This window comes from Aquicoccus sp. (assembly GCF_041686535.1).
Classification (GTDB): Bacteria; Pseudomonadota; Alphaproteobacteria; order Rhodobacterales; family Rhodobacteraceae; genus Aquicoccus.
Genome location: NZ_JAWLDS010000013.1, coordinates 23,186 through 47,165 on the forward strand (window position 1 = coordinate 23,186; position 23,980 = coordinate 47,165).

Genomic DNA, 23,980 nt, shown 5'->3' on the forward strand with positions numbered 1-23,980 from the left:
GTGTGAATCTGACGAATCCGGTGACAGGCTCGATACGCCAGTTGGACCGGGTTTTCCACATTTTGCAAGAAGGTCTTTGTTTTCAATGCTTTCCTCGCAAGCTCAACACGCTGGAATAGATTGACGCTAGGGAAGGCTCGCCAAAATCGGGTGTAAAATTGTTGAAATTCCGTACCACCATGCTACAAGAGTCAAAGCGCGCATTTGCCCATCTTGGGCTCGGCTCCAGGTTGTCGGCAAAACCCACGATTTCATTTGGGGTGTGAGCCTGGTTTACGAGGAATGATTTGAAGAGGAGATGTGAATGGCACACCCTGTAGACGTGCATGTCGGAAAGCGCATTCGTCACCGTCGGTGGCTTCTGGGCATGACGCAACAACAATTGGCCGAAAAGGTCGGAATCAAGTTCCAGCAAATCCAGAAATACGAAACGGGGGCCAACCGGGTGAGCGCATCCCGCCTTTGGGATATTTCGGAAGCACTTGATGTTCCTGTGAGCTTCTTTTTCGAAGGAATGGACGTCGAGGCCGAGGTCGCGAAGGACCAGATCGATTCGATCCCTGCCGACCTCTTTGGCGACAAGGAGGCACTTGATCTTGTGCGCTCTTATTATTCCATTCCCGAGAACCAGCGACGGCGCCTGTTCGATCTTGCGCGTGTCCTGTCCGAGGTTGCCTGAACCGACGGACCGGCTTGAGCCCCGGCGCGGCGCGCGTTACCTCTGGGCCTGATATTGCAGGCAAGGGGCGGCGCGCGTGAACGACGACGACATCGAAAGGACCGCCCATGCGATGGCCGATGCCGCGCGACTGGCGGTCCTTCCATTTTTCCGAACCGAAAACCTCGTGGCCGAGGACAAGGGCGACAAGATCGCCGATGGCGGTTTCGACCCGGTGACCGAGGCCGACCGCGCTGCCGAAAAGGCAATGCGCGCGGTGCTCGGGGCACGGCGGCCGAACGATTCGGTGATCGGCGAAGAATTTGGAAAATCAAATGGTTCCAGTGGCCTGACCTGGGTTCTCGATCCGATCGACGGGACGCGGGGCTTTGTCGCGGGCAGCCCGACATGGGGGGTTCTGATCGCCGCGTCGGACGAACGCGGCGTGCGTCTCGGGATGATCGATCAGCCCTATATCGGTGAGCGGTTCTGGGGCGGGTTCGGGCAGGCGCGCATGACCGGCCCGCAGGGCGCGCGGGATTTGAAGACACGTGGCGACCGGCCGCTCGCGCAGGCGATTCTCTGCACCACCTTTCCCGAGGTTGGCAGCACGATCGAGGGCGCGGCTTTCCGCGAAGTTTCAAGGACTTGCAGGTTTACCCGCTATGGGCTGGATTGCTATGCCTACGCGCTTCTGGCGGCCGGTCACATCGACCTCGTGATCGAGGCGGGACTGTCGAACTATGACATCCAGGCCCCCATCGGCGTGATCGAGGCGGCGGGGGGCATCGTCACCGACTGGCAGGGTGGTCCGGCGCTGGACGGCGGTCGGGTGATCGCGGCGGCGGGACGCGCGCAGCACGCGGCGGCGCTGGAGATTCTGGGCCGGGTCGTGGCCGAAGGTTAACGATTCGCGATGGGCGGGAAACGGGGGGTGACTTGCGTGCACCGCCCAGCTGCCCCCCGGCTGCCGGGTCCGGCACGGGGCATTTGCGCGGCGGCTGTGAACGGGGCGTGCGGTGGGTTTGGCGAAACTTGAGGATTGTCCACGGTTCGACCGGCGGGTCGGGAAAATGGACTTGCCCGGCGCGCCCTTGGCCGGGATACTGACCCCGGTTGCGCGGTTCTTCGGTCCCTTTTCCACCGCGCCCGACGATTGCGGATGAGGGGGGCAGTCCGAACCGAGGGGACATGCCATGCCCGACATCCTGATCCGCAATGCCGATCACATCCTGACCATGAACGATGCGCGCGACGAACTGCGCGGTGCCGACATCCTGATCCGCGACGGGATGATCGTGCAGGTGGGCCATGGCCTGGCAACCGATGGCGACGTGATCGGGGCGGCGGGCTGCGTCGTGACGCCGGGACTGGTCAACACCCACCACCACCTTTACCAGAGCATGACGCGGGCGGTGCCGGGTGGGCAGGATGCGCTGCTCTTCGGCTGGCTCAAGACGCTTTACCCGATCTGGGCGCGGATGGGGCCGGAGGAGATCTTTGTCAGCGCGCAGGCCGGGCTGGCCGAACTGGCGCTGTCGGGCTGTTCGATGACATCGGATCACCTTTACCTTTATCCCAACGGCGCGCGGCTCGACGACACGATCGCGGCGGCGGCCGAGATCGGGCTTCGGTTTCACCCCACCCGCGGCGCGATGAGCATCGGAGAGAGCGCGGGCGGGTTGCCGCCCGATGCACTGGTCGAAAAGGAGACCGCGATTCTCGACGATTGCATCCGGGTGATCGACGCGCATCACGACCCGCACGAGGGCGCGATGCTGCGGGTCGGCGTGGCGCCCTGTTCGCCGTTTTCGGTAAGCCGCGAATTGATGCGCGATGCGGCGCTGCTGGCCCGCGACAAGGGGGTGATGCTGCACACCCACCTGGCCGAGAATGACGAGGATGTCGCCTATAGCCTTGCGACGTTCGGCTGTCGCCCAGGCCAATATGCCGAAGATCTGGGTTGGGTGGGCGATGATGTGTGGCATGCGCATTGCGTGAAACTGGATGGGCAGGAGATCGAGTTATTCGCGCGGACACGGACCGGCGCGGCGCATTGCCCCTGTTCCAATTGCCGCCTTGGCAGCGGGATCGCGCCGCTGCGCGCCATGCGCGATGCGGGGTTGCGCGTGGGGTTGGGGGTGGACGGGTCGGCCAGCAACGATACCGGGAACCTGGTGCTCGAGGCGCGCCAGGCGATGCTTTTGCAGCGGGTGGCGCGCGGCGCCGACGCGATGAGCGCGCGCGAGGCGCTCGAAATCGCGACGCGCGGCGGGGCCGAGGTGCTCGGGCGTCACGACTGCGGCCGGATCGCGCCGGGCAAGCGGGCGGACCTCGCGATCTGGGATGTGGGCGGCTTCGAGAGCGCGGGAAGCTGGGATCCGGCGGCGCTCCTGCTGGCCGGTCCGGTCGGGGTGCGCGATCTCTTGGTCGAGGGGCGCACGGTGGTGCGCGACGGGCGGATGGTGACGCTTGATCTGCGCGCGGTGCTGGCACGGCAAAGGGCGCTGGCGGCGCGGCTGGCCGGCGGGGCCTGAGGCCAGGTTGCCCCCCCTGGACAGGATGTCGGCGGTCGCGCCTGAGAGGCCGCGAAACCGGCCTCATTCGCCGCATTGCGGCTGTTCCTCGGGCGGGTTTGCTCCTATGGTCCGGGTGAACGGCAAAGGGCGCGCGCGATGGACGATCAGGAGCGGATGACCGAGGGCGAGACCCCGGTTGACGAGGAGGGATACGGGCTGAGCCGGCGCGACGTGTCGGCCATTCTCCAGGCCGTCGACATGGACGACCGCAACGCGCTGATCGAGCTGATGGAGCCGTTGCACGCGGCCGACATCGCCGACCTTCTCGAACAGATCGACAGCCAGGACCGGCGCCGGCTGATCGCGCTTTACGGGGTCGAGTTCGACGGCGACATCCTGTCGGAGCTCGACGAATCGATCCGCGAGGAAGTGATCGGGGTACTGCATCCCGAGGTTCTGGCCGACGCGGTGCGCGAGTTGGAAAGCGACGACGTGGTCGACCTGCTGGAAGACCTCGAAGAGCCGCAGCAGAGGGCGATCCTCGGCGCGCTCGACGACGCCGACCAGATGGTGGTGCGCCAGGCGCTGAGCTATCCGGAGGATTCCGCCGGCCGCCTGATGCAGCGCGAGGTGGTGGCGGTCCCCGAGCATTGGAGCGTGGGCGAGGCGATCGACTTCATGCGCGGCGAGGACGACCTGCCGGAGCAATTCTACCACGTCATCCTGGTCGACCCGCGCCACCGGCCCACGGGATACGTGACGCTGGGCAAGATCATGTCGGCGCCGCGTGCGCAGGCCTTGCAGGAGCTGACCGAGGACAGTTTCCGCACCATCCCCGTCGACCAGGACGAGGCCGAGGTGGCCTATGCGTTCAACCAGTATCACCTGATTTCCACGCCCGTGGTGGACGACGAGGGCCGCCTGGCGGGGGTGATCACCATCGACGACGCGATGATCGTGCTGGACGAGGAGCACGAGGAGGACATCCTGCGCATGGCGGGCGTCAGCGAGGAGGCGAGCCTGTCGGACAACGTGCTGAACACGCTGCGCGGGCGGGCCACGTGGCTGTTCGTCAACCTGATCACGGCGATCCTTGCCTCGCTGGTGATCGACCAGTTCTCGGAGACGATCAACCAGATGGTGGCGCTGGCGGTGCTGATGCCGATCGTCGCCTCGATGGGCGGCAACGCGGGCACACAGACCATGACAGTGGCGGTGCGTGCCATCGCCACGCGCGACCTGACCGGGCAGAACGCATGGCGCATCATCCGTCGCGAGCTCGTGGTCGGGGCGCTCAACGGGGCGCTGTTCGGCCTTACCATGGCGCTGGTGGCGGCGTTCTGGTTCGGGGTGCCGATACTGGCCGTGGTCATCGGCAGCGCGATGCTGCTGACCCAGACCGCGGCGGCCTTTGGCGGGATCGCGATCCCGATCCTGCTCGACCGGCTGCGGATCGACCCGGCGCTGGCCTCCGGGCCGTTCGTGACAACGGTAACCGACGTGGTGGGCTTTTTCTCCTTTCTGGGGCTGGCGGCATGGGTGTTGCTATGAACGACATGACAGAGATCAAGGCGGCGGCGCGCAAGGCGGCCTTTGCGCGCCGCAAGGCCGCGCATGAGGCGGCGGGGCCGGGTGAGGCCAGGCGGCTGAGCGAGGTACTGGCCGGTCACAGGGGCGTGCCGCTTTCGGGCTACATGGCGATCCGCACCGAGATCGACCCGATGCCCGCGATGGAGGAAGCCGCCGCGCATGGGCCGGTCTGCGTGCCGGTGATCATGGGGCGGGGTCTGCCGCTCAGGTTCTCGCGCTGGCGGCCGGGTTGCGCGCTGCGCGAAGGCCCGTTCGGCGCGATGATCCCGGCAGTGGACGAATTCATCGAGCCCGAGCTCCTGATCGTGCCCCTGGTGGCATTCGACCGGCGCGGCGGGCGGCTGGGCTATGGCGGCGGATTCTATGACCGCACGCTCGAGATGCTGCGGGCCAAGCGGCCGACGCTGGCCATCGGGTTCGCCTATGCTGCACAGGAGGCCGACGCGCTGCCGCTCGAGCCGACCGATCAACCGCTCGACATGATCGTGACCGAGACCGAGGTGATCGAGGTCGGATAGATGCGAAGCACGGGCGCACCCCTTGGTGCCGGGTGCAGGTGGAGAGCCGGGATGTTCGAGTATTTTCACCAAGAAAGAGAACCGATCGTTCCCGCTTGCACGCGAAACCGCCCCGGCACCCCGTTGCGGGGGTGACCGGGGCGGGTAGAGCATGGGCTCTTCCTTGGGCGGTCATCGGCTCTCCAGCCTGTACCGCATCGCCAGCCTCGCGCATCCCCCTTGACAAACCGTGAATCACCGCTCTTTCTTGGGAAAAATACTCACATGCGCGGCCTCGCGGCACGCACCGTGTTTGCGACGGCGCCCGCGGGGGCGGCGTTTCGGGGCCGAGCGAAGCGAGGCCCCCACCGCGACGCGGCATCGCCGCTGCGCAAGGCCCGGGGCGCTTCGCCGCCGCGTCGCCTGACCTGTGGGCAGGGCTTGCCCCCTGACGATCTTGGGCCTAGGGATCTCACCATGAAACTGCTTTTTCTGGGTGACGTGATGGGCCGGGCCGGACGGGCCGCCATCAGCGAGCGGCTGCCGCGGCTGCGCGAGGACTGGGGCCTCGATTTCGTGGTGGTCAACGGCGAGAACGCGACCAATGGCGCGGGGCTTTCCGGCGAACATGCGAAGTTGTTGCTGGATGCCGGTGCCGATTGCGTGACGCTGGGCGATCATGCGTTCGATCAGAAGGACATGCTGCAATTCATCGAGACCGAGACGCGGGTCATCAGGCCGGTGAATTTCGCCAAGGTGGCGCCGGGCAAGGGCGCGCGTGTTTTCGAGGCGACGCGCGGGCGCAAGGTTCTGGTGGCGCAGGTGCTGGGGCAGGTATTCATGAAGCGCGCCTTCGACGACCCGTTCAGCCAGATCGAAACCGTGCTCAGGGCGCATCCGCTGGGTGGCGCGGTGCAGGCGGTCATCGTGGATGTGCATTGCGAGGCCACGTCCGAGAAGATGGCGATGGGCCATTGGTGCGACGGGCGGGCAAGCCTGGTGGTTGGCACGCATACGCATGTTCCGACATCCGACACGCAGATCCTGCCCAAGGGTTCGGCCTACCAGTCGGACGCGGGGATGTGCGGCGATTACCTGAGCGTGATCGGCATGGACCCGGCCGAGCCGATGCGCCGTTTCGTGACCGGCATGGGCAAGACCCGCTTCACCCCCGCCATGGGCGAGGCGACGCTGTCGGGGGTCTATGTCGAGACCGATGACCGCACCGGGCAGGCCACACGCGTCGAAATGGTCCGCCTGGGCGGACGGTTGCAGCCATCGACGCCTTGATGCGCGGGCGGAATGTCGCGTTCTCGCCCGGTCCGGGCGGGATTGTTCCCTGCCGGGGCGGGCTGTATTGATGATTGATGCACAATACCCGCCCCGTATCGTCAGGGCGGCAGATCGGGCGGGACAACAGCCATGATGCAGGTTTTCGCATTTTCCCAGACCGGCGAGGCGATTGTCACGCTGGCCGTGGTTTTGGGCATGTTCGTGCTTTTCCTGCGCGAGAGCTATCCCACCGAGGTGGTGGCGATCGGCGGGGTCGCGGTTCTGCTGGCGCTCGGTGTGCTGCCCTATGACAGCGCGGTGCAGGCCCTGTCGAACCCTGCGCCCTGGACCATCGCGGCGATGTTCATCGTGATGGGTGCACTGGTGCGCACCGGGGCGCTGGATGCATTCACGAGCCTCGCCGACCGCAAGGCGCGGACCAGTCCGAGACTGGCCATCGGGCTGCTGATGGCTTTCGTCGTGCTGGCGAGCGCCGTGGTGTCGAACACGCCGGTGGTCGTGGTGATGATCCCGGTTTTCGTGCAACTGGCTCGGTCGCTGGGGGTTTCCGCCTCGAAACTGCTGATCCCGCTGAGTTACGCGGCGATTCTCGGCGGAACGCTCACGCTCATCGGGACATCCACCAACCTCTTGGTGGACGGGGTGGCGCGGGCGCAGGGGATGGCGCCGTTCACGATTTTCGAGGTGACGCCGCTGGCCGCGATCCTGGTGGCCTGGGGGATGGTCTACCTGCATTTCATCGCGCCGCTCCTGCTGCCCGAGCGGGACAGCATGGCGATGCTCCTGTCGGACCGGTCGCAGATGAAGTTCTTTACCGAGGCGGTGATCCCGCCCGAAAGCAACCTCATTGGCCGCGAGGTGACCGGCGTGCAGCTTTTCAAGCGCGAGGGGGTGCGGCTCGTCGATGTCATCCGCGGCGATGCCTCGCTGCGCCGCAATCTCGAGGGGGTGACCTTGCAGGTCGGCGACCGGGTGGTGCTGCGCACGCGCATGGCCGAGCTTCTGAGCCTTCAGCGCAACAAGGAGCTCAAGCGGGTGGACCAGGTGAGCGCGGTCGAGACGACGACGGTCGAGGTTCTGATCACGCCGGGCTGCAAGATGGTGGGGCGCAGCCTGGGCAAGCTCAGGCTGCGCCGACGTTACGGGGTCTACCCGCTGGCGGTGCATCGCAAGAACCAGAATATCGGGCGCCAGCTTGACGACCTGGTGGTGCGGGTGGGCGATACGCTGCTGCTGGAGGGAACGCCGGAGGATATTCAGCGGCTGGCCGCGGACATGGAGCTTGTCGATGTCTCGCACCCCTCGGCGCGGGCGTTCCGGCGCGGCCACGCGCCGGTGGCGGTGCTGGCGCTTCTGTCGATCGTCGGCCTGGCAGCGCTGGGAGTGGCGCCGATCTTCCTGCTGGCGGTTCTGGCCGTGGCGGTGGTGCTTCTGAGCCGCTGTATCGACGCCGACGAGGCGTTTTCCTTCATCGACGGGCGGCTTCTGGCGCTGATCTTCTCGATGCTGGCGATCGGGGTGGCGCTGGAAAGCTCGGGCGCGGTGCAGATGATCGTGGGCGCGATGGCGCCGCTGCTGTCGCTCCTGCCCGCGGCTCTGATGATCTGGGCGATCTATCTTCTGACCAGCGTCCTGACCGAGATGGTCAGCAACAACGCCGTGGCGGTGGTGATCACGCCCATCGCCATCGGCCTTGCCGAGGCGATGGGGGTCGATCCGCGCCCCTTCGTGGTGGCGGTGATGGTGGCGGCAAGCGCGGCCTTCGCCACGCCCATCGGATACCAGACCAACACGCTCGTCTACGGGCCGGGCGGATACAGATTCACCGATTTCATGAAGGTGGGCATTCCGCTCAACCTGTCGGTGGGGCTGCTGGCCAGCGCGGTCATTCCCTTCATCTGGCCGTTGTAGCGCGCAGGGTGCGAGCTTTCCTCGATCAGCGGCCCCTGATCCGGATCGAGAACCGCCGCTGCGCGCCTTGCGGCGGCCTCGGGAACGGCGCGGCCCCGCGCACGATGCCCAGCGCCGCCCGGTCGAGCGCGTCCGATCCCGAACTGCGCGCAATGCCCGCCTCGGCCAGCGCGCCGTTGTCGGCGATGGTAAAGCCCACCACCGCCTCGCCCCGCGCATCGACCCGCGGCTGCCCCGCCCGCGTGAGCTTGCGCATCACCTGACCGGGGTAGTTGCTTGCCGCCGCATCGCCCGCCGCATCCGCCTCGCCCTGCGTCGCACGGCTCGTGGCCGGGGCCTGTGCCTGCCCGGTGGCCGTGCCGGCCCGGTTGTCGTGCGCGGCGTTACCCTTCGGGGCTGGGTCGCGCGCAGGGGCCGGGCGGGCCTCCTCGCGGGCCGGGTCGCGCCGCCTGGGACGCACGGATTGCTCCACCGCCGCACTTTCGGGTGTGGCCCCCGCGATCCGCTCCTGCGCCGGGGGGGCGTCATCGGCACGGGCCGGCGCCTCGGCCGGCAGCGCCGCCTCGGCCTCGACCGGCGCGGCCCGCTCGGGACGCCCGGCGTCGGCATCCACGGTTTCGGCCCGCTCCGCGCGCGCGGCTTCTCCCGCGACCGGCTCGGCCACCTCGGCCCGGGCGACCTCGGCCCTCTCGGGCGCCTCAGGCCGCACCGCGTCCACCGGGGCCTCGGCCTTCAGGCGCCCCGCCGCCATGTCGGCAAACCCCTGGCCCAAACGCACCTCGCCCGCGCCCGACGCGCCCTCGATCTCGGCCGCCTCGCGACCGACCGGCCCGAGGCCGAGGAGCACCGCCCCGTGCACCGCCACCGCCAGCCCCAGGGCCACCAGTTTCGCGATGTTGGACCCGGCCACCATTCACAGCCCCCGCTCGGTCACGATCACCACCTGCCCGGCCCCCGCGGCACGCAGCGCCCGCCCGATCCGCACCAGATCGGCGGCGGGCAGGTCACGGTCGGGCACCACGCGCGCGCGCTCCGCGTCGGGCTGTGCGGCCACGAAATCCGCCACATCCTCGACAACCTCGCCGCGCCAGCGCATCCCGCCATCGGCCAGGATCACCAGTGCATCCGCCGGGGCAACCCCTTCGAGATCGGCCGCCTGCACCAGCCGCAACTCGCGCTCCAGCGGCCGCGCCAGCGTGCCCGCAACGAGGAAGAACACCAGCATCAGGAACACGATGTTGATCAGCGCGATGGTCGGCTCGCGGTCCTTGCGAACGCCCGACCGGCGCAACCCCGCGCTGCCCATGCCCTGCCTCATCCCGCCTCCAGCACCGTCACGCGCAGCCCCGGAACCTCGCGCAGCACGACCAGAAGATCGGTCAGCCGCTGCGCCGTCACCGCCGCGCCCATCGCCACGATCACCGGCACCTCGCCGTCCCCCTCGGAGAGCGCATCCAGGGTCCCGGCCACCTCGTCGAGCCCGGCCTCGATCCCGTTCACGCTCACCCGTCCGGGACCAAGCCGCAGGAACACCGGCCGCGCCTCGCCCGGCACCGCCCCGGCCCCAGCCGTGGTCAGATCGACCTCGCCGAAACGGGTGAATGTCGAACTCAGCATGAAGAACAGCAGCAGAAGGAAAATCACGTCGATGAGCGATGTCATCGACATCCGGCGTCGCCGCCGGGCCCTACGCATCGCCCATGGCGCCCGCTGCGCCGGGCCTGCCCGCAGGGGCCAGGATGGTGTGAAGCGCCTTTTGCGCCAGCACCCGCTCGGCATCCATCCGCGCCTCGAACCAGCTCAGGAGCAGCGCCGTCGGCATCGCCACCGCCAGCCCCACCGCCGTGGTCAGAAGCGCCACCCAGATCCCCCCGGCCAGAACCGAAGGATCGACCTGCGCCCCCGCCGCCTGCAACGCCTGGAACGCGGAGATCATGCCCAGAACCGTGCCGAACAGCCCCAGGAGCGGGGCCAGCTGCGCCACCGAATCGAGCAGCCGGAACCCCGATTCGAGTCGCGCAAAGCGCTGTTCCGCCTCGGCCTCCAGCCGCCGCACATCCGCCGCACCGGCCATTGCCATCGCCACCACCGGTCGCAGGTAACTGGTCGAGCGGTCGAGGTGGCGCTGCGCCTCGTCCCCCGCGCCCCGGTCCCATGCCGTGACCGCATCGCTGAGCGCGCGGTGCCGCCCGACCCCGGCGGCCGCGAATTGCCACAGCTTGTAAAGCACGACCGCCAGCACCAGCACCGACAGCCCACCCAGGAGCAGCACCACCGGCCCGCCGAGGTCGGCGATCCGCGCCAGCGCCTCCGAAAGTTGCCCCATCACCCGATCAGCTCCACGTCCGTCCGACTCTCAAGCTCCAGCCCCTCCATGCAGGCGCCCGGCGGCAACCCGTCGCCCGCGCAGGTCTCGCTCCCGTTGATCAGCACCCGGCCCAGCCCGTCACAGGCCAACCCCGGCACCACGAATTGCCGCACCCGGGGCCGCGCCGCAGGCAGCGCGCCGAAGTCGAACAGGGTCAACCGCTCGACCCGGCCCTCCGCGTCGAAAAGCACCGCCTCGAACACCGCGTTGTCGATGTCATGCGCATGACCGTTCTGGATCACGAAACTGATCCGGCAGGCCCCTTCGACCGGGTCGAGCGAATTGAGCTCGATTCGCACCCCCGGGCCCTGGTCCTCCTCAGCCTGCCCCGGCAGCGCGGCAGCGACGAGGCAGACCAGCGAAAGCGCCAGATGAAATCCCCGAAATCCCATGTCTCAAATCCCCCGGATTGCGCGCAGGAGCGACCCGGGCCGCTCCCGACTCAGCCCTCACATACCACCCGGCCCCCAGCCTGACAATTTCGCCGCCACAGTCATGGTCGCCGCCCGCGTTAACGAATTTCGTTTGCGTCCATCACCATTTCGCCCGGCAGCCGGGCGACAGCCGGACGGTGCACGTGAATCACCCCCCGAATTCTCGCGGAAAATCGCGTTAACCCCGCGTGACGTAGCGTTAACCTCCGCCACCCAGCGCGGCCAGCAACCCGCGCGACGGGCGGCCCGTGACTGCGACGCCCTGCGCCGCCTGCCAGTCGCGGATCGCCGCTTCGCTCTTCTTGCCCATGACCCCGTCGGCCCCGCCAGTGTCATAGCCCCGCGCCGTCAGGCGGCGCTGGATTTCCTTGCGATCGTCGATGGTTAGCCCGTTGTCATCCGGCGGGAACCGCCCCCTGAGCGGCCCGCCCCCGGCCAGCCGATCCGACAGGTATCCCACGCCGAGCGCATAGTTTTCCGAGTTGTTGTAGCGCAGCAAGACATTGAAATTGCTGAAGATCATGAAGGCCGGCCCGTCCGGCCCCGCGGGCAGAAGGACCGATGCCGCGCCATGATCCGGCAGGCTCCCGCCCGCCGCCGGCCGCACCCCCATCGCCGCCCATTCGCTGACCGCGCGCCCCTTGCCGCGCCCGGCCAGGGCGGCGTCAAACCCTTCTGGCGCAACGATTTCCAGCCCCCAGCGCCGCCCACCGGTCCATCCGGATTTCGCCAGGTAAGCCGCCGCCGAAGCCAGCGCATCGGTGGGATCGTCGGACCAGATATCGCGCTTTCCATCGCCCCGGAAATCCACCGCGTAGGACTGGTAAGTGGTTGGAATGAATTGGGTATGCCCCATAGCACCGGCCCAGCTCCCGGTCAGGCGCGCGGGCGTGGTATCGCCCCGCTCAAGGATGCGCAGGGTGGCCAGAAGCTGGCTTTCGAAGAACGCCCCCCGCCGCCCGTCAAAGGCCAGCGTGGATGTCGCTGAAATCACGGGGATATCGCCACGCCGCGTGCCGAATTGGCTCTCCACCCCCCAGATCGCCGCGACAATCTCGGGCGGCACGCCGAACCGCTCCTCGATCTCGCCCAGAATGGCACCGTGTTGCGCAAACGCCGCCCGCCCCCGCGCGACCTTTTCCTCCGACGCGACGATGGCAAGGTAATCTTCGGTGGTGCGGGTGAACTCGGTCTGGTTGCGGTCACGTTCCACCACGCCGGGCAGGTATCCCGCCCCGCGAAATGCCGCATCGAGCGTGGCGCGCGAAATCCCCGCCGCCTCGGCCCGCTCGCGGAAGGACGCCACCCAGGCGTCGTAGCCGGGGTTTGCTTGCGGTTGCAGGCCCGGATCGTCCGGAACCGTGGCCGCTGTCATGCGCCCCGGTCCCGCACGGCACCCTGCAGCCAGCCCGGCGATCGCACCCATCGTGAAAAAACGTCTCGTGACAGTCATTTGCCCCGCCTCTGCCCGGATTTTCTGTTTTCCCCGAGTGTGATGCAAGGCGAGATTCGGCACAAGCCCGGAGCCTGCCATAGGCGGAATTCGGGTCAGGCCAGCGCGGCCGCCCGTTCCAGCGCCTTGTAACGCATCCCCAGCGTCAAACCACGCACCACGAAAGAGACGTGCATCGCCAGCCACAGCCCGTGATTGCCAAGCGGTCCGATCAGCGCCCAGACCGCCAGCCCGTAGATCACCGACGTCACCAGCATCATGTTGCGCATGTCCGCCGTCCGCGTGGCACCGATGAAGATTCCGTCGAGCATGACGAGGCCGAGGATCATCACCGGCGCCGCGATCACCCAGGGCAGATAGACACGCGCCGCCGCGCGGACCTCCTCGTCCACGGCCATAAGGTCGATGATCAACGGTCCGAACCCCCAGAACGCGGCCGCCATGACCAGTGCGACGATTGCGCCCCAAAGGCTCGTCATGATGGCGGCGCGCCGCAACCGCGCCACCGCCCCCGCGCCAAACGCCTGCCCGACCAGCGCCTCGGCAGCAAAGGCGAATCCGTCCATCGCGTATCCGGTGATATGAATGAACTGCAAAAGCACCTGGTTCGCGGCCAGCGCCACGTCGCCGAACTTGCCCCCGAGCAGCAGGAAGGACACGAAAATCCCCTGCAACAGGACCGACCGGATCAGGATATCGGTGTTGACCACCGCCATCCGGCGCAGCTTTGAGCGGTCGAACACGCGCGTCCAGTCGCGCCAGTCCGGCACCCGGAACGCCGCCCGGCACAGCCACAGCCCGAACCCAAGCGCCGACCATTCGGCCAGGAACGTGGCCCACGCCACGCCCGCCACGCCCATCTCCAGCCCCAGGACGAACCAGAGGTCGAGCACCACGTTGACCCCGTTCATCCACAACAAGAGCCAAAGCATTCCGCGCGAGCGCTCCTGCCCGATCAGCCAGCCGGTGATGCCATAGATCGCGATCGCCGCCGGGGCGGACCAGATGCGGATGCGCATGTATTCACCGGCCAGCACCTCGACCGTGTCACTGACCGGAGCCACGCGGAACGCGCCTGCGAAAACGAGCGTTTGCAAGGCGATCAGAACCGCACCCCCGGCCAACCCGATCATCAGCGACCGGGTGAGGAGCGCCGCGACCTCGGCGCGGTTGCCCGCCCCCGCCGCCTGGCTGGTGAGGCCGGTGGTCCCCATCCGAAGGAAGCCGAAGATCCAGTAGATCGCCGACAGGATGATCGCCCCCACGCCCACCGCCGCGATCGGCTCGGGTGCGGGGATCTGGCCCACCACCGCCGTATCGACCGCCCCGAGGATCGGCACGGTTACATTGGCCAGCAGGATCGGAATGGCGATCTTCAGGACACGGGCATGGGTGATCGTGCCGCCGCCCTGCGCGGCCTCAGCCATGGCGCGGCGGCATCAGGAAATGCCCCGTCGCCTGGGCATAGGCACGGTTGCGGTTGTCCTGCCACGCCTCGACATGCACGCTGGCATAGCGCCGTCCCGAGCGGTTGACCTCGGCCCGCGCATAGGCATCGCGCGGCAGGCCCGAGCGCAGGTAATCCACCGTGAAATCAATGGTCTTTGGCAGGCGTGGCAAATGGCCCCTGACGATGTCTTCGACCATTTGCTCGCCGCTCTGGATCTCGTCCCAGAGCACCGCCCAGCTCAGCCCGATCACCGCCGTCACCTCGAGAAAACCCGAGGTCGCGCCGCCATGCAGCGCGGGCAGGAGCGGATTACCGATCAGCTTTTCGTCGAAGGGCATGATCGCGGTCAGCTCGTCGCCGCGCCGCTCGAACTCAATCCCCATGTAGTTGATATAAGGCACCCCATGCACCAGCGCCGCCAGCGCGGCATCGCGGCGTTGCTTGATCACCTGGACCGGCTCGGGTTTCCTGTGCGCCATCACTTCGCCTCCACCGTGAAGGCCCCGGAGGCCGTCGCGACGGGGCGGCTTTCGTCCTCGTCCATGGCCACGGCGCGCACAAAGGCGACCGAGCGGGTGATGTGATAGCATTCGGCGCGCGTCTTGATCGCCTGCCCGGCGGTGGCGGGGCGCATGTAGTCTATTCGAAGGTCGATCGTTGCAGTGCTCGAAGGTGAGGCCGGATGGCTCATCGCCGCCGCACCGCAACACGTGTCCATCAGGGCCGAGACCGCCCCCCCATGGATCACGCCGGTTTCCGGGTCACCGACAAAGCGCGCGTCATAGGGCATGACGATCTCCGCCACCCCGTCGCCGATATGGGTCAATTCCATCCCAAGCGCCTTGGAATGCGGGATCGCCTGAATGAACTGTCTTGCGATCTTTGTCTTGTCCATCGCACTCGTCACTCCCATTTTCGGGGTTGCAGCCATGTTTGAGCAGGTATGCCATGGCACCGCAAGCGGGGAAATGACCTTGCGTCCTTTCACTGGAGGGCCTTGATGCAGGCGCGGAAATTTCAATACTGCAGCGCAGAAGCGGCGGGAGGACGCCTCACCTCGAAGCCCGCCACGGGGCTGCGCGGGCAGTTGCCCTTGCCGGCGTGACGCAATACCATCCCGAGCAAAGGGGAACCACGATGTCCGAGATCCGACTGTCCTTCAAGGAAATGTGCGAGCGGTTCGACGTGACACCCCGCACCCTGAGATATTACGAGTATATCGAACTGCTCCAGCCCGAGCGCGAGGGCCGCGCCCGCTATTATGGCGAACGCGAGATCGAGCGCATGATTCTCATCCTGCGCGGCCGCAAGTGGGGCTTTCAGCTCGAAGGTATCCGCCAGTGGCTGCTGATCTATGAAAAGGACGGTTATCACGCCCGAAAGGCATGGGTGAAATCGGCCAACAACCAGCTCGAAGTGCTGCGCGCGCAGCTTGAAGAGCTCAAGGATGCGATCGCGACACTGGAACAATCGCGCGACGGCACCGTGAAACTGATCGAGATCGAGGATGAGGGCGGCGATATCGGCGAGGCCTTCCGCCCCAATATCGAGATCGAGTTTCGCCCCGACGAGCCGGCAAAGGCGAAGTGACGCCACGTTACGCTTACGTCAACGTAAGCTTTACTTGAATCGCCGCTATCAAATCATCAGGTTCATGGCATCTGACACGTAGCCGGAGCCGGACTCATGCCCGATTCAGACGACCTGATGTCCATTCGCCAGATGTGCGCGGCCTATGACGTGACGCCGCGCACCCTGCGGTTTTACGAATCCAAGGAACTGCTTTTCCCGGTTCGAGAAGGCCAGAAACGCCTCTTCACGAAGAGCGACCGCGCCCGGCTCAAGCTGATCCTGCGCGGCAAGCGGTTCGGGTTCTCGCTCGAGGAAATCCGCCAACTGCTCGAGCTTTACAACATCGGCGACCAGCAGCAGACCCAGCTTCAGCGCACCTATGAGATCGCCCAGGACCGCCTGGCCGACATGGAGCGCCAGCGTGCCGAGCTCGACGAGGCGATCGCCGAATTGAGAGAACAGCTCGACTGGGGCGCCAAGATCATCGCCTCCATGAACCAGGCGAAAAAGGCCGCCGAATAGGTCGGCAAACCAGACCCAGAGACCGAAACGACAGACCGACAGGACAAGATCCATGCCAAGCTACACCGCCCCGACGAAAGACCTGCAATACGTGCTGCATGACGTGCTGCATGTCTCGGACTCCGATGTCCCCGGCTATGCCGAGCTTGAACCCGATTTCACCTCTGCCGTGCTTGAGGAGGCCGGTAAACTGACTTCCGAGGTGATCGCCCCGCTCAACGCCGTGGGCGATACCGAGGGCTGCAAGCTGGAAAACGGCGTCGTGCGCGTGCCCACCGGTTTCCAGGAGGCATTCGACCAGGTCCGCGAAGGTGGATGGCCTGGCCTTGACATGCCCGAGGAATATGGTGGCCAGAACATGCCTTACGTGCTGGGCACGGCGGTAGGCGAGATGTTTTCCGCCGCCAATCAGGCCTTCACCATGTACCAGGGCCTGACCCATGGCGCGGCCTCTGCCATTCTCGCCCATGGCAGCGACGAACAGAAAGACACCTACCTGCCCAAGATGGTGTCGTGCCAATGGACCGGCACCATGAACCTGACCGAGCCACATTGCGGCACGGACCTGGGCCTGATGCGCACCAAGGCCGAACCGCAGGACGATGGCACCTACAAGCTCACCGGGCAGAAGATCTTCATCTCCTCGGGCGAACACGAGATGGCCGAGAACATCATTCACCTCGTGCTTGCGAAAATCCCTGGTGGCCCCGAGGGCATCAAGGGCGTCTCGCTCTTCATCGTGCCCAAGTTTCTCGTCAAGGACGACGGCTCTCTCGGTGATCGCAACGGCGTCACCTGTGGCAAGCTCGAAGAAAAGATGGGCATTCACGGCAACTCGACTTGCGTGATGAACTATGACGGCGCGACCGGCTATCTTCTCGGGCAGGAACACAAGGGGATGCGCGCCATGTTCACCATGATGAACGAGGCCCGTATCGGTGTCGGCATGCAGGGGCTGGCCCAGGCCGATGTCGCTTATCAGAACGCGCTGGCTTATGCCAAGGACCGGCTGCAGGGCCGCGACGTGACCGGGGCCAAGAACCCCGATGGCCCGGCCGATCCCTTGATCGTGCACCCCGATGTGCGCCGCATGCTGATGGATCAGAAGAGCTTTGTCGAAGGTGGGCGCGCCTTCATCCTCTGGGGCGCGTCGCTCATCGACAAGGCGCACCGCGCCGAGGACAAGGACGCCGACGGCCTGATCTCGCTCATGACCCCCGTCATCAAGGGGTTCCTGACCGACGAAGGCTTCGACATGACGATCACCGCCCAGCAGGTCTTTGGTGGCCACGGTTACATCGAGGAATGGGGCATGTCGCAATTCGCCCGCGACGCCCGCATCGCCATGATCTACGAAGGCGCCAACGGCGTGCAGGCGCTCGACCTCGTCGGCCGCAAGCTGGCCCAGGACGGGGGCAAGCATGTCATGGCCTATTTCGACCTGGTCAAGACTTTCTGCTCGGATAACAAGGATGTGGAGGGCATGGCCGATTTCGTCGAGCCGCTGAAGAAAGCGTCCAAGGACCTTCAGGCCGCAGGCATGTATTTCATGCAGAACGGCATGAAGAATCCCAATGCGGCACTTTCCGGGTCGAACGATTTCATGCATCTTTTCGGCCATGTCTGCCTTGGCCTGATGTGGAGCATGATGGCCCGCGCGTCGCTCAAGGCGCTGGAGGATGGCACCCCGGACGCTGCGTTTCACGAGACAAAGCTTGCCACCGGGCGCTATTACATGACCCGCCGCCTGCCTGCCACGGCCATGCACCTTGCGCGAATCGAAAGCGGAGCAGACCCTGTGATGGCGCTCGACGCCGAGGCGTTCTGAGCCAGGCCGGGCACACCCCGGCCCCCACACACCCCGGAGGAGAGACATGCCCAAACGCTTTCGCCTGACCCGCCGCTTTCCCGTCGCGATGACGGAGGACGGTTATCGCAGGCTCAAGCGGTTCGCCACCGAGGCCGGGCTCGACGAGGGCGAGGCACTGAGCTTCCTGTTCGAACATTTCGACAGCGTCACCAATCACGAGAACCTGACTGCGCGACTGCGCCTTTTCAATTCCGAACTGGACGCGCGCAAACGATAATATCCTTGGGAGGGGGACACATGTCACTCTGGATGACCGAAGATCACAAGATGCTGGCCGACATGACGGCGCGCTTCATCGCCGAGGAATGGGCGCCCCATTTCGAACGCTGGCGCAAACAGGGCCAGATGGACCGCTCGGCCTGGAACGAGGCCGGTGAACTGGGTCTGCTCTGCCCCTCGATCCCGGAGGAATATGGTGGCGCGGGCGGCGATTTCGGGCACGAAGCGGTGATCATGATGGAACACCCGCGCGCCAACCTGGCCAGCTGGGGCAACCCGATCCATTCCGGCATCGTCGCTCATTACATCCTCGCCTATGGCACCGAGGAGCAGAAACAACGCTGGCTGCCCAAGATGGTTTCGGGCGAGATGGTCGGCGCGCTCGCCATGACCGAACCCTCGACCGGCTCGGACGTGCAGGCGATCAAGACCCGGGCCGTCAAGGACGGCAACTCGTATCGCCTCTCGGGCCAGAAAACCTTCATCTCCAACGGTCAGCACGCCGAACTGATCATCGTCGCCGCCAAGACCGACCCATCACAGGGGGCGAAGGGAGTCTCGCTCGTGGTCGTCGAGACCGAGGGCGCATCGGGCTTCACACGTGGCCGCAATCTCGACAAGATCGGGATGCACGCCGCCGACACGTCCGAACTGTTCTTCGACAATGTCGAGATTCCGCCCGAGAACATCCTCGGGCTGGAAGAAGGCCGCGGCTTCTACCAGATGATGCAGCAACTGCCGCAGGAACGGCTGATCATCGCCTGTGGTGCCGTGGGCGCCATGCAGGGCGCGGTGGAGCGGACGATCGAATATGCAAAGACGCGCGAAGCCTTCGGCGGCCCGCTCACGCAATTCCAGAACACCCGCTTCAAACTGGCCGAGTGCCAGACCAAGCTCACAATCGCCCGCGCCTTCCTCGATGAATGCATCAGCGAACACCTGCGCGGCGAGCTCAGCGTCGAAAAGGCGGCGATGGCCAAATACTGGACCACCGACACGCAGGGCGAAGTACTAGACGATTGCCTCCAACTGCATGGCGGCTACGGCTTCATGCAGGAATATGCCATCGCCGAAATGTGGTCCGACGCGCGGGTGCAACGGATCTATGGCGGCACCAACGAGATCATGAAGGAACTGATCGCGAGGTCGCTTTGATGCAGTCAACGACGGTGCATGATGTCCCCTTCGGACCGCTTCGCGGAGAGTATTTTCGGCAAGATGAAGCTAGTGGATGGTCCACCCCGCCCCCGGCGCTCTGCTGCCTCGGGCGCCATGACACCGGCGGGCGGGGCTTCACCTTGCACGGTCATGGGCTCTCCAGCCTGTTCCGCACCTCAAGACATGACGCATTAACCTTAACGTCCGGTAAAAATGCCCCTTCACCTTGCCGGAAATACTCCACGGGGGTCCGGGGGTGTGAAACCCCCGGTCTGCATTTGCAAACAGGGAGCCACCCATGACCCTCAAACTCCATTGCTTCGGCGAATCCGGCAATTCCTACAAGGCCGCGCTCGCACTTGAACTCTCCGGCCTCGACTGGGAGCCAGTCTTCGTCGATTTCTTCGGCGGTGCGGCGCGCAGCCCCGAATACCGCGCCCGGAACGTGATGGGTGAGGCGCCGATGCTCGAAGACGGTGACCTCTGCCTCACCCAGTCCGGCGTAATCCAGCAATGGATCACCGACCAGACCGGCAAGTTCGGCGGCACGCCGGACGAGAAATACGAGGTGCTGCGCTGGGTCTTGTGGGACAATCACAAGCTCAGTTCGCCCGCCGGCATGACCCGTTTCCTGATGAATTTCCTGCCCGAGGACAAGCGCCCTGCTGACGTGATCGCCTTCATGCAGGGCCGCCTCAAACCCGCCTACCAGGTGCTTGACACCCACCTTGCGGGGCGCGACTGGATCGTGGGCGACGGGATCACCAATGCCGATCTCTCGTGCTGTGGCTATCTCTTCTATCCCGAACCATTCGGTTTCGACCGCAAGGACTGGGCCAATATCGACCGGTGGCTTGCAAATATCGAAGGCACCCCAAGCTGGAAACATCCCTATGACCTGATGCCCGGCAACCCGTCCGACAGGGCGTGACCGGAACCCGCGAAAAGGAGACCAAAATGACCGACGCCTATATCTACGACACCGTGCGCACACCGCGCGGCAAGGGCCGCAAGGACGGCAGCCTGCACGAAGTGACGGCCCCGCGCCTCTCGGCCATCGCGCTCAACGCCATGAAGGACCGCAACAACCTCGAAGGCCACGCCGTCGAAGACGTGATCTGGGGTAACGTCACCCAGGCCGCCGAACAGGGCGCCTGCCTTGCGCGCACGGCCGTGCTCGCCTCCGATCTCGACGAGAGCATCCCCGGCCTCGCCATCAACCGCTTCTGCGCCTCCGGCCTCGAGGCGGTGAACCTCGCCGCCAACCAGGTCCGCGGCGGCGCGGGCAACGCCTATATCGCGGGCGGCGTCGAATGCATGTCCCGCGTGCCCATGGGCAGCGACGGCGGCGCCATCGCTGTCGATCCGCAAATCACCTTCGACCACTATTTCGTGCCGCAAGGTATCGGCGCCGACATCATCGCCACGAAATACGGTTTCTCGCGCGACGACGCCGATGCCATGGCCGTCGAGAGCCAGAAACGCGCCAAGGCCGCCTGGGAAGACAAGCGTTTCGCCCGCTCGATCGTACCGGTGCATGACGTGAACGGCCTGCCGATCCTCGATCGCGACGAATACATGCGCCCGGGCACCGACATGCAGACACTGGGCGCGCTGAAACCCAGCTTCCAGCAGATCGGCGAACAGATGCCGGGCTTCGACAATGTCGCGCTTCTGAAATATCCCGAGCTAGAGCGGATCAACCATATCCACCACGCCGGCAATTCCTCGGGCATCGTTGATGGTGCAGCAGCCGTTCTGATCGGCAGCAAGGAATTCGGCGAGAAACACGGGCTGAAGCCCCGCGCCCGCATCCGCGCCACCGCCAAGATCGGTACCGACCCAACTATTATGCTCACCGGCCCCGTGCCCGTGACGAAAAAGATCCTCGCCGAGAACGGCATGGATATCGGTGATATCGACCTCTTCGAGGTGAACGAAGCCTTCGCAAGCGTCGTGCTGCTTTTCGAACAGGCCTTCGGCGTCGATCACGCACGCGTCAACGTCAACGGCGGCTCGATCGCGATGGGCCACCCGCTGGGCGCGACCGGGGCGATCATCCTCGGCACTCTACTCGACGAACTGGAACGCGCCGACAAGGAAGTCGGCCTTGCCACGCTCTGCATCGGCTCGGGCATGGGCGCGGCCACCATCATCGAACGCGTGTGAGCGCAAAGGAGCACAAGACATGGCTGATTTCACAATGGAAAAAGGCGCCGATGGCGTCGCTGTCATCACCTGGGACGTGCCCGGCAAGAGCATGAACGTCATGCGCGCCGACGCGCTGCTCGAACTCGACAAGCTGATCGACGAGGCGCTTGCCGATGACGCGGTCAAGGGCATCGTCATCACCTCCGGCAAGCCCGACAGCTTTGCCGGCGGCATGGACCTGACCGTTCTGGCCGACATGAAGACCAACGCGGGCGACGAACCGGCGCGCGGCCTTTTCGAGGGCGTGATGCAGATGCACGGGCTTCTGCGCAAGATCGAGCTTGCGGGCATGGACCTCAAGACCAAGAAGGGGGGCAAACCCATCGCCGCCGCCCTGCCCGGCACCGCCGCGGGCATCGGGCTCGAGTTGCCGCTGGCCACGCATCGCATCTTTGCCGCCAACAATCCCAAGGCCAAGATCGGCCTGCCCGAGATCATGGTCGGCATCTTCCCCGGTGCCGGCGGCACCACTCGGCTGGTGCGTAAACTGGGCGCGATGGGCGCCTCGCCCTACCTGCTCGAGGGCAAGATGGTCGAACCCGACAAGGCGCAAAAGGCAGGCCTCATCGACGAGGTGGTGGATGATCCGCTCGCCGCCGCGAAAGAATGGGTGTTGAATGCCACGGACGCCGATCTCGTGAAACCTTGGGATGCCAAGGGCTACAAGATGCCCGGCGGCACGCCTTATCACCCGGCGGGTTTCACGACCTTCGTGGGTGCCTCGGCCATGGTGCATGGCAAGACCCAGGGCGCGTTCCCGGCGGCCAAGGCGCTCTTGTCGGCGGTCTATGAAGGCGCACAGGTGCCCTTTGACACCGCGCTCAAGATCGAGGCGCGCTGGTTCACCAACATCCTGATGAACCCATCGTCTGCGGCGATGATGCGCTCGCTCTTCGTCAACAAGGAGGCGTTGGAGAAAGGTGCCGTTCGGCCGAAGGACGTGCCCGACCAGTCGGTCAAGAAGATTGGCGTTCTGGGTGCCGGCATGATGGGCTCGGGCATCGCGCTCGTCTCGGCCATGGCGGGGATCGAGGTTGTGCTGATCGACCGCGACGACGAGACCGCCGAACGGGGCAAATCCTATTCGGCCGATTACTTCGACAAGGGGATCAAGCGCGGCAAGTCCACACCCGAGAAAAAGCAAAAGGCGCTTGGCCTGATCAACGCCACCGCGGATCTTTCCGCGCTCGAGGGCGCCGACCTGATCATCGAGGCGGTGTTCGAAGACCCGAAAGTGAAGGCCGACATGACCCGGAAGGTTGAAGAGGTGATCGACGAGGAGTGCATCTTTGCCTCCAACACCTCGACCTTGCCGATCACCGACCTTGCCAAGGCCAGCACGCGCCCCGAGCAGTTCATCGGCATCCACTTCTTCTCGCCGGTGGAAAAGATGTTCCTGGTCGAGATCATCAAGGGCCGCGAAACCGGCCCGCGCGCCGTGGCCAAGGCGCTCGACTACGTGCGCCAGATCCGCAAAACGCCGATCGTGGTCAACGATGCGCGGTTCTTTTACTGCAACCGTTGCATCATACCCTATGGCAACGAGGCCACGCGCATGGTCACCGAGGGCGTCGCCATGCCGCTGATCGACCATGCCGCGCGGCAACTGGGCTTTCCGGTCGGGCCGATCCAGCTTGGCGACGAAACCTCGATCGACCTCGCCGCCAAGATCACCCGCGCCACCAAGGAGGCCATGGGCAATGAATACCCCGCCTCCGAGGCCGACGACCTGGTGTTCTGGATGGAGGAACAGGGCCGTCTCGGTCGCAAGTCCAAGGCCGGGTATTTCGACTATGACGAAAACGGCAAGCGGCTGGGATACTGGAAAGGCATCCTCGACAAGTATCCGCTGGCCGATGAGCAGCCCCCCCTGCAAGAGGTGCAGGACCGGCTGATGTTCGCGCAGGTGCTCGAAGCGGTGCGCGCGCTGGAGGAAGGCGTGCTCGAAGACATCCGCGAAGGCGACGTGGGCGCGGTTCTCGCCTGGGGCTTTGCACCATGGTCGGGCGGGCCGTTCTCCTGGCTCGACATCATCGGCGCGCCTTACGCGGTCGAACGCTGCGAGGAACTGGCCGCGAAATTCGGCGATCGCTTCACGCCCCCCGCGCTCCTGCACGAGATGGCCGAGAAGGGTGAAACCTTCTACGGTCGTTTCGCCCCGGACCAGGCCAAGGCCGCCTGAGGCGCAAGCACCTCTCGGCCTCGCAGAACTCTGCGAGGCCGAGTTTCATTGCCAGCCTCAGGCTCGCGGGATG

General features: G+C 65.7%; 23 protein-coding genes and 2 pseudogenes. 16 read left to right on the plus strand and 9 right to left on the minus strand.

Features of this window, described 5'->3' with window-relative positions; genetic code table 11:
- Positions 1-304: 304 nt before the first annotated feature.
- The 7 genes from ACESL9_RS05090 (at position 305) to ACESL9_RS05120 (ending at position 8,468) form a co-directional block, all read left to right on the plus strand.
- Positions 305-679: a helix-turn-helix domain-containing protein gene (locus ACESL9_RS05090; RefSeq protein ID WP_372614597.1), complete on the plus strand. Its 375-nt coding sequence runs from the start codon at positions 305-307 to the stop codon at positions 677-679.
- Between the two features lie 76 nt (positions 680-755).
- Entirely contained in the window at positions 756-1,565 is an 810-nt protein-coding gene (locus ACESL9_RS05095) for an inositol monophosphatase family protein (RefSeq protein WP_372614599.1), read from the plus strand.
- A 289-nt stretch (positions 1,566-1,854) separates the two neighbouring features.
- Positions 1,855-3,195, plus strand: coding sequence for an 8-oxoguanine deaminase (locus ACESL9_RS05100; protein ID WP_372614601.1), 1,341 nt, complete (start codon positions 1,855-1,857; stop codon positions 3,193-3,195).
- Between the two features lie 138 nt (positions 3,196-3,333).
- On the plus strand, positions 3,334-4,728 hold the full coding sequence (gene mgtE / locus ACESL9_RS05105) for a magnesium transporter (protein ID WP_372614603.1): 1,395 nt from the start codon (positions 3,334-3,336) through the stop codon (positions 4,726-4,728).
- Complete coding sequence (locus ACESL9_RS05110) at positions 4,725-5,285, plus strand: 5-formyltetrahydrofolate cyclo-ligase (protein ID WP_372614605.1); 561 nt, start codon at positions 4,725-4,727, stop codon at positions 5,283-5,285. The genes mgtE and ACESL9_RS05110 overlap by 4 nt, the downstream gene beginning before the upstream one ends.
- A gap of 456 nt (positions 5,286-5,741) precedes the next feature.
- On the plus strand, positions 5,742-6,554 hold the full coding sequence (locus ACESL9_RS05115) for a TIGR00282 family metallophosphoesterase (protein ID WP_372614607.1): 813 nt from the start codon (positions 5,742-5,744) through the stop codon (positions 6,552-6,554).
- A 135-nt stretch (positions 6,555-6,689) separates the two neighbouring features.
- Positions 6,690-8,468, plus strand: a complete 1,779-nt coding sequence (locus ACESL9_RS05120) for an SLC13 family permease (protein WP_372614667.1) — start codon at positions 6,690-6,692, stop codon at positions 8,466-8,468.
- A gap of 25 nt (positions 8,469-8,493) precedes the next feature.
- Here the strand turns inward: ACESL9_RS05120 and ACESL9_RS05125 are convergent, their stop codons facing one another.
- From ACESL9_RS05125 to ACESL9_RS05165, 9 genes are all read right to left on the minus strand, one after another.
- On the minus strand, positions 8,494-9,381 hold the full coding sequence (locus tag ACESL9_RS05125; protein ID WP_372614609.1) for a TonB family protein: 888 nt from the start codon (positions 9,379-9,381) through the stop codon (positions 8,494-8,496).
- The gene (locus ACESL9_RS05130) at positions 9,382-9,786 is read right to left on the minus strand and encodes an ExbD/TolR family protein (protein ID WP_372674569.1); all 405 of its coding nucleotides are present in this window, start codon (positions 9,784-9,786) and stop codon (positions 9,382-9,384) included.
- Positions 9,783-10,136 carry an ExbD/TolR family protein gene (locus tag ACESL9_RS05135; RefSeq protein WP_372614613.1) on the minus strand — a complete coding sequence of 118 codons (354 nt, stop codon included), beginning with the start codon at positions 10,134-10,136 and terminating at the stop codon, positions 9,783-9,785. Before ACESL9_RS05135 ends, ACESL9_RS05130 begins: the two co-directional genes overlap by 4 nt.
- 19 nt (positions 10,137-10,155) lie before the next feature.
- On the minus strand, positions 10,156-10,794 hold the full coding sequence (locus tag ACESL9_RS05140) for a MotA/TolQ/ExbB proton channel family protein (RefSeq protein WP_372614615.1): 639 nt from the start codon (positions 10,792-10,794) through the stop codon (positions 10,156-10,158).
- On the minus strand, positions 10,794-11,228 hold the full coding sequence (locus ACESL9_RS05145) for a hypothetical protein (RefSeq protein WP_372614617.1): 435 nt from the start codon (positions 11,226-11,228) through the stop codon (positions 10,794-10,796). The genes ACESL9_RS05140 and ACESL9_RS05145 overlap by 1 nt, the downstream gene beginning before the upstream one ends.
- Before the next feature lie 241 nt (positions 11,229-11,469).
- Complete coding sequence (locus ACESL9_RS05150; protein WP_372614619.1) at positions 11,470-12,723, minus strand: lytic murein transglycosylase; 1,254 nt, start codon at positions 12,721-12,723, stop codon at positions 11,470-11,472.
- A gap of 95 nt (positions 12,724-12,818) precedes the next feature.
- Positions 12,819-14,150 (minus strand): MATE family efflux transporter, encoded by a 1,332-nt coding sequence (locus ACESL9_RS05155; RefSeq protein ID WP_372614621.1) that lies wholly within the window; start codon positions 14,148-14,150, stop codon positions 12,819-12,821.
- On the minus strand, positions 14,143-14,652 hold the full coding sequence (locus ACESL9_RS05160) for a PaaI family thioesterase (protein WP_372614623.1): 510 nt from the start codon (positions 14,650-14,652) through the stop codon (positions 14,143-14,145). The genes ACESL9_RS05155 and ACESL9_RS05160 overlap by 8 nt, the downstream gene beginning before the upstream one ends.
- Complete coding sequence (locus ACESL9_RS05165) at positions 14,652-15,068, minus strand: PaaI family thioesterase (RefSeq protein ID WP_372674570.1); 417 nt, start codon at positions 15,066-15,068, stop codon at positions 14,652-14,654. The genes ACESL9_RS05160 and ACESL9_RS05165 overlap by 1 nt, the downstream gene beginning before the upstream one ends.
- A gap of 242 nt (positions 15,069-15,310) precedes the next feature.
- On the opposite strand from ACESL9_RS05165, the pseudogene ACESL9_RS05170 reads away from it, so the two are divergent.
- From ACESL9_RS05170 to ACESL9_RS05210, 9 genes and pseudogenes are all read left to right on the plus strand, one after another.
- Positions 15,311-15,658: pseudogene (locus ACESL9_RS05170) on the plus strand (MerR family transcriptional regulator); the annotation flags it as partial.
- Between the two features lie 56 nt (positions 15,659-15,714).
- Positions 15,715-15,801, plus strand: a pseudogene (locus ACESL9_RS05175) (hypothetical protein); the annotation flags it as partial.
- Positions 15,802-15,859: 58 nt separating this feature from the next.
- On the plus strand, positions 15,860-16,267 hold the full coding sequence (locus ACESL9_RS05180; RefSeq protein ID WP_372614627.1) for a MerR family transcriptional regulator: 408 nt from the start codon (positions 15,860-15,862) through the stop codon (positions 16,265-16,267).
- Between the two features lie 52 nt (positions 16,268-16,319).
- Positions 16,320-18,095: an acyl-CoA dehydrogenase C-terminal domain-containing protein gene (locus ACESL9_RS05185; RefSeq protein ID WP_372614629.1), complete on the plus strand. Its 1,776-nt coding sequence runs from the start codon at positions 16,320-16,322 to the stop codon at positions 18,093-18,095.
- A gap of 46 nt (positions 18,096-18,141) precedes the next feature.
- Positions 18,142-18,354: a hypothetical protein gene (locus ACESL9_RS05190; protein WP_372614631.1), complete on the plus strand. Its 213-nt coding sequence runs from the start codon at positions 18,142-18,144 to the stop codon at positions 18,352-18,354.
- A 20-nt stretch (positions 18,355-18,374) separates the two neighbouring features.
- The gene (locus ACESL9_RS05195; protein ID WP_372614633.1) at positions 18,375-19,511 is read left to right on the plus strand and encodes an acyl-CoA dehydrogenase family protein; all 1,137 of its coding nucleotides are present in this window, start codon (positions 18,375-18,377) and stop codon (positions 19,509-19,511) included.
- Positions 19,512-19,812: 301 nt separating this feature from the next.
- Positions 19,813-20,445 carry a glutathione S-transferase family protein gene (locus ACESL9_RS05200; RefSeq protein WP_372614635.1) on the plus strand — a complete coding sequence of 211 codons (633 nt, stop codon included), beginning with the start codon at positions 19,813-19,815 and terminating at the stop codon, positions 20,443-20,445.
- Positions 20,446-20,471: 26 nt separating this feature from the next.
- Positions 20,472-21,683, plus strand: coding sequence for an acetyl-CoA C-acetyltransferase (locus tag ACESL9_RS05205; RefSeq protein ID WP_372614637.1), 1,212 nt, complete (start codon positions 20,472-20,474; stop codon positions 21,681-21,683).
- Between the two features lie 19 nt (positions 21,684-21,702).
- Positions 21,703-23,907 carry a 3-hydroxyacyl-CoA dehydrogenase NAD-binding domain-containing protein gene (locus ACESL9_RS05210; protein ID WP_372614639.1) on the plus strand — a complete coding sequence of 735 codons (2,205 nt, stop codon included), beginning with the start codon at positions 21,703-21,705 and terminating at the stop codon, positions 23,905-23,907.
- Positions 23,908-23,980 lie beyond the last annotated feature (73 nt).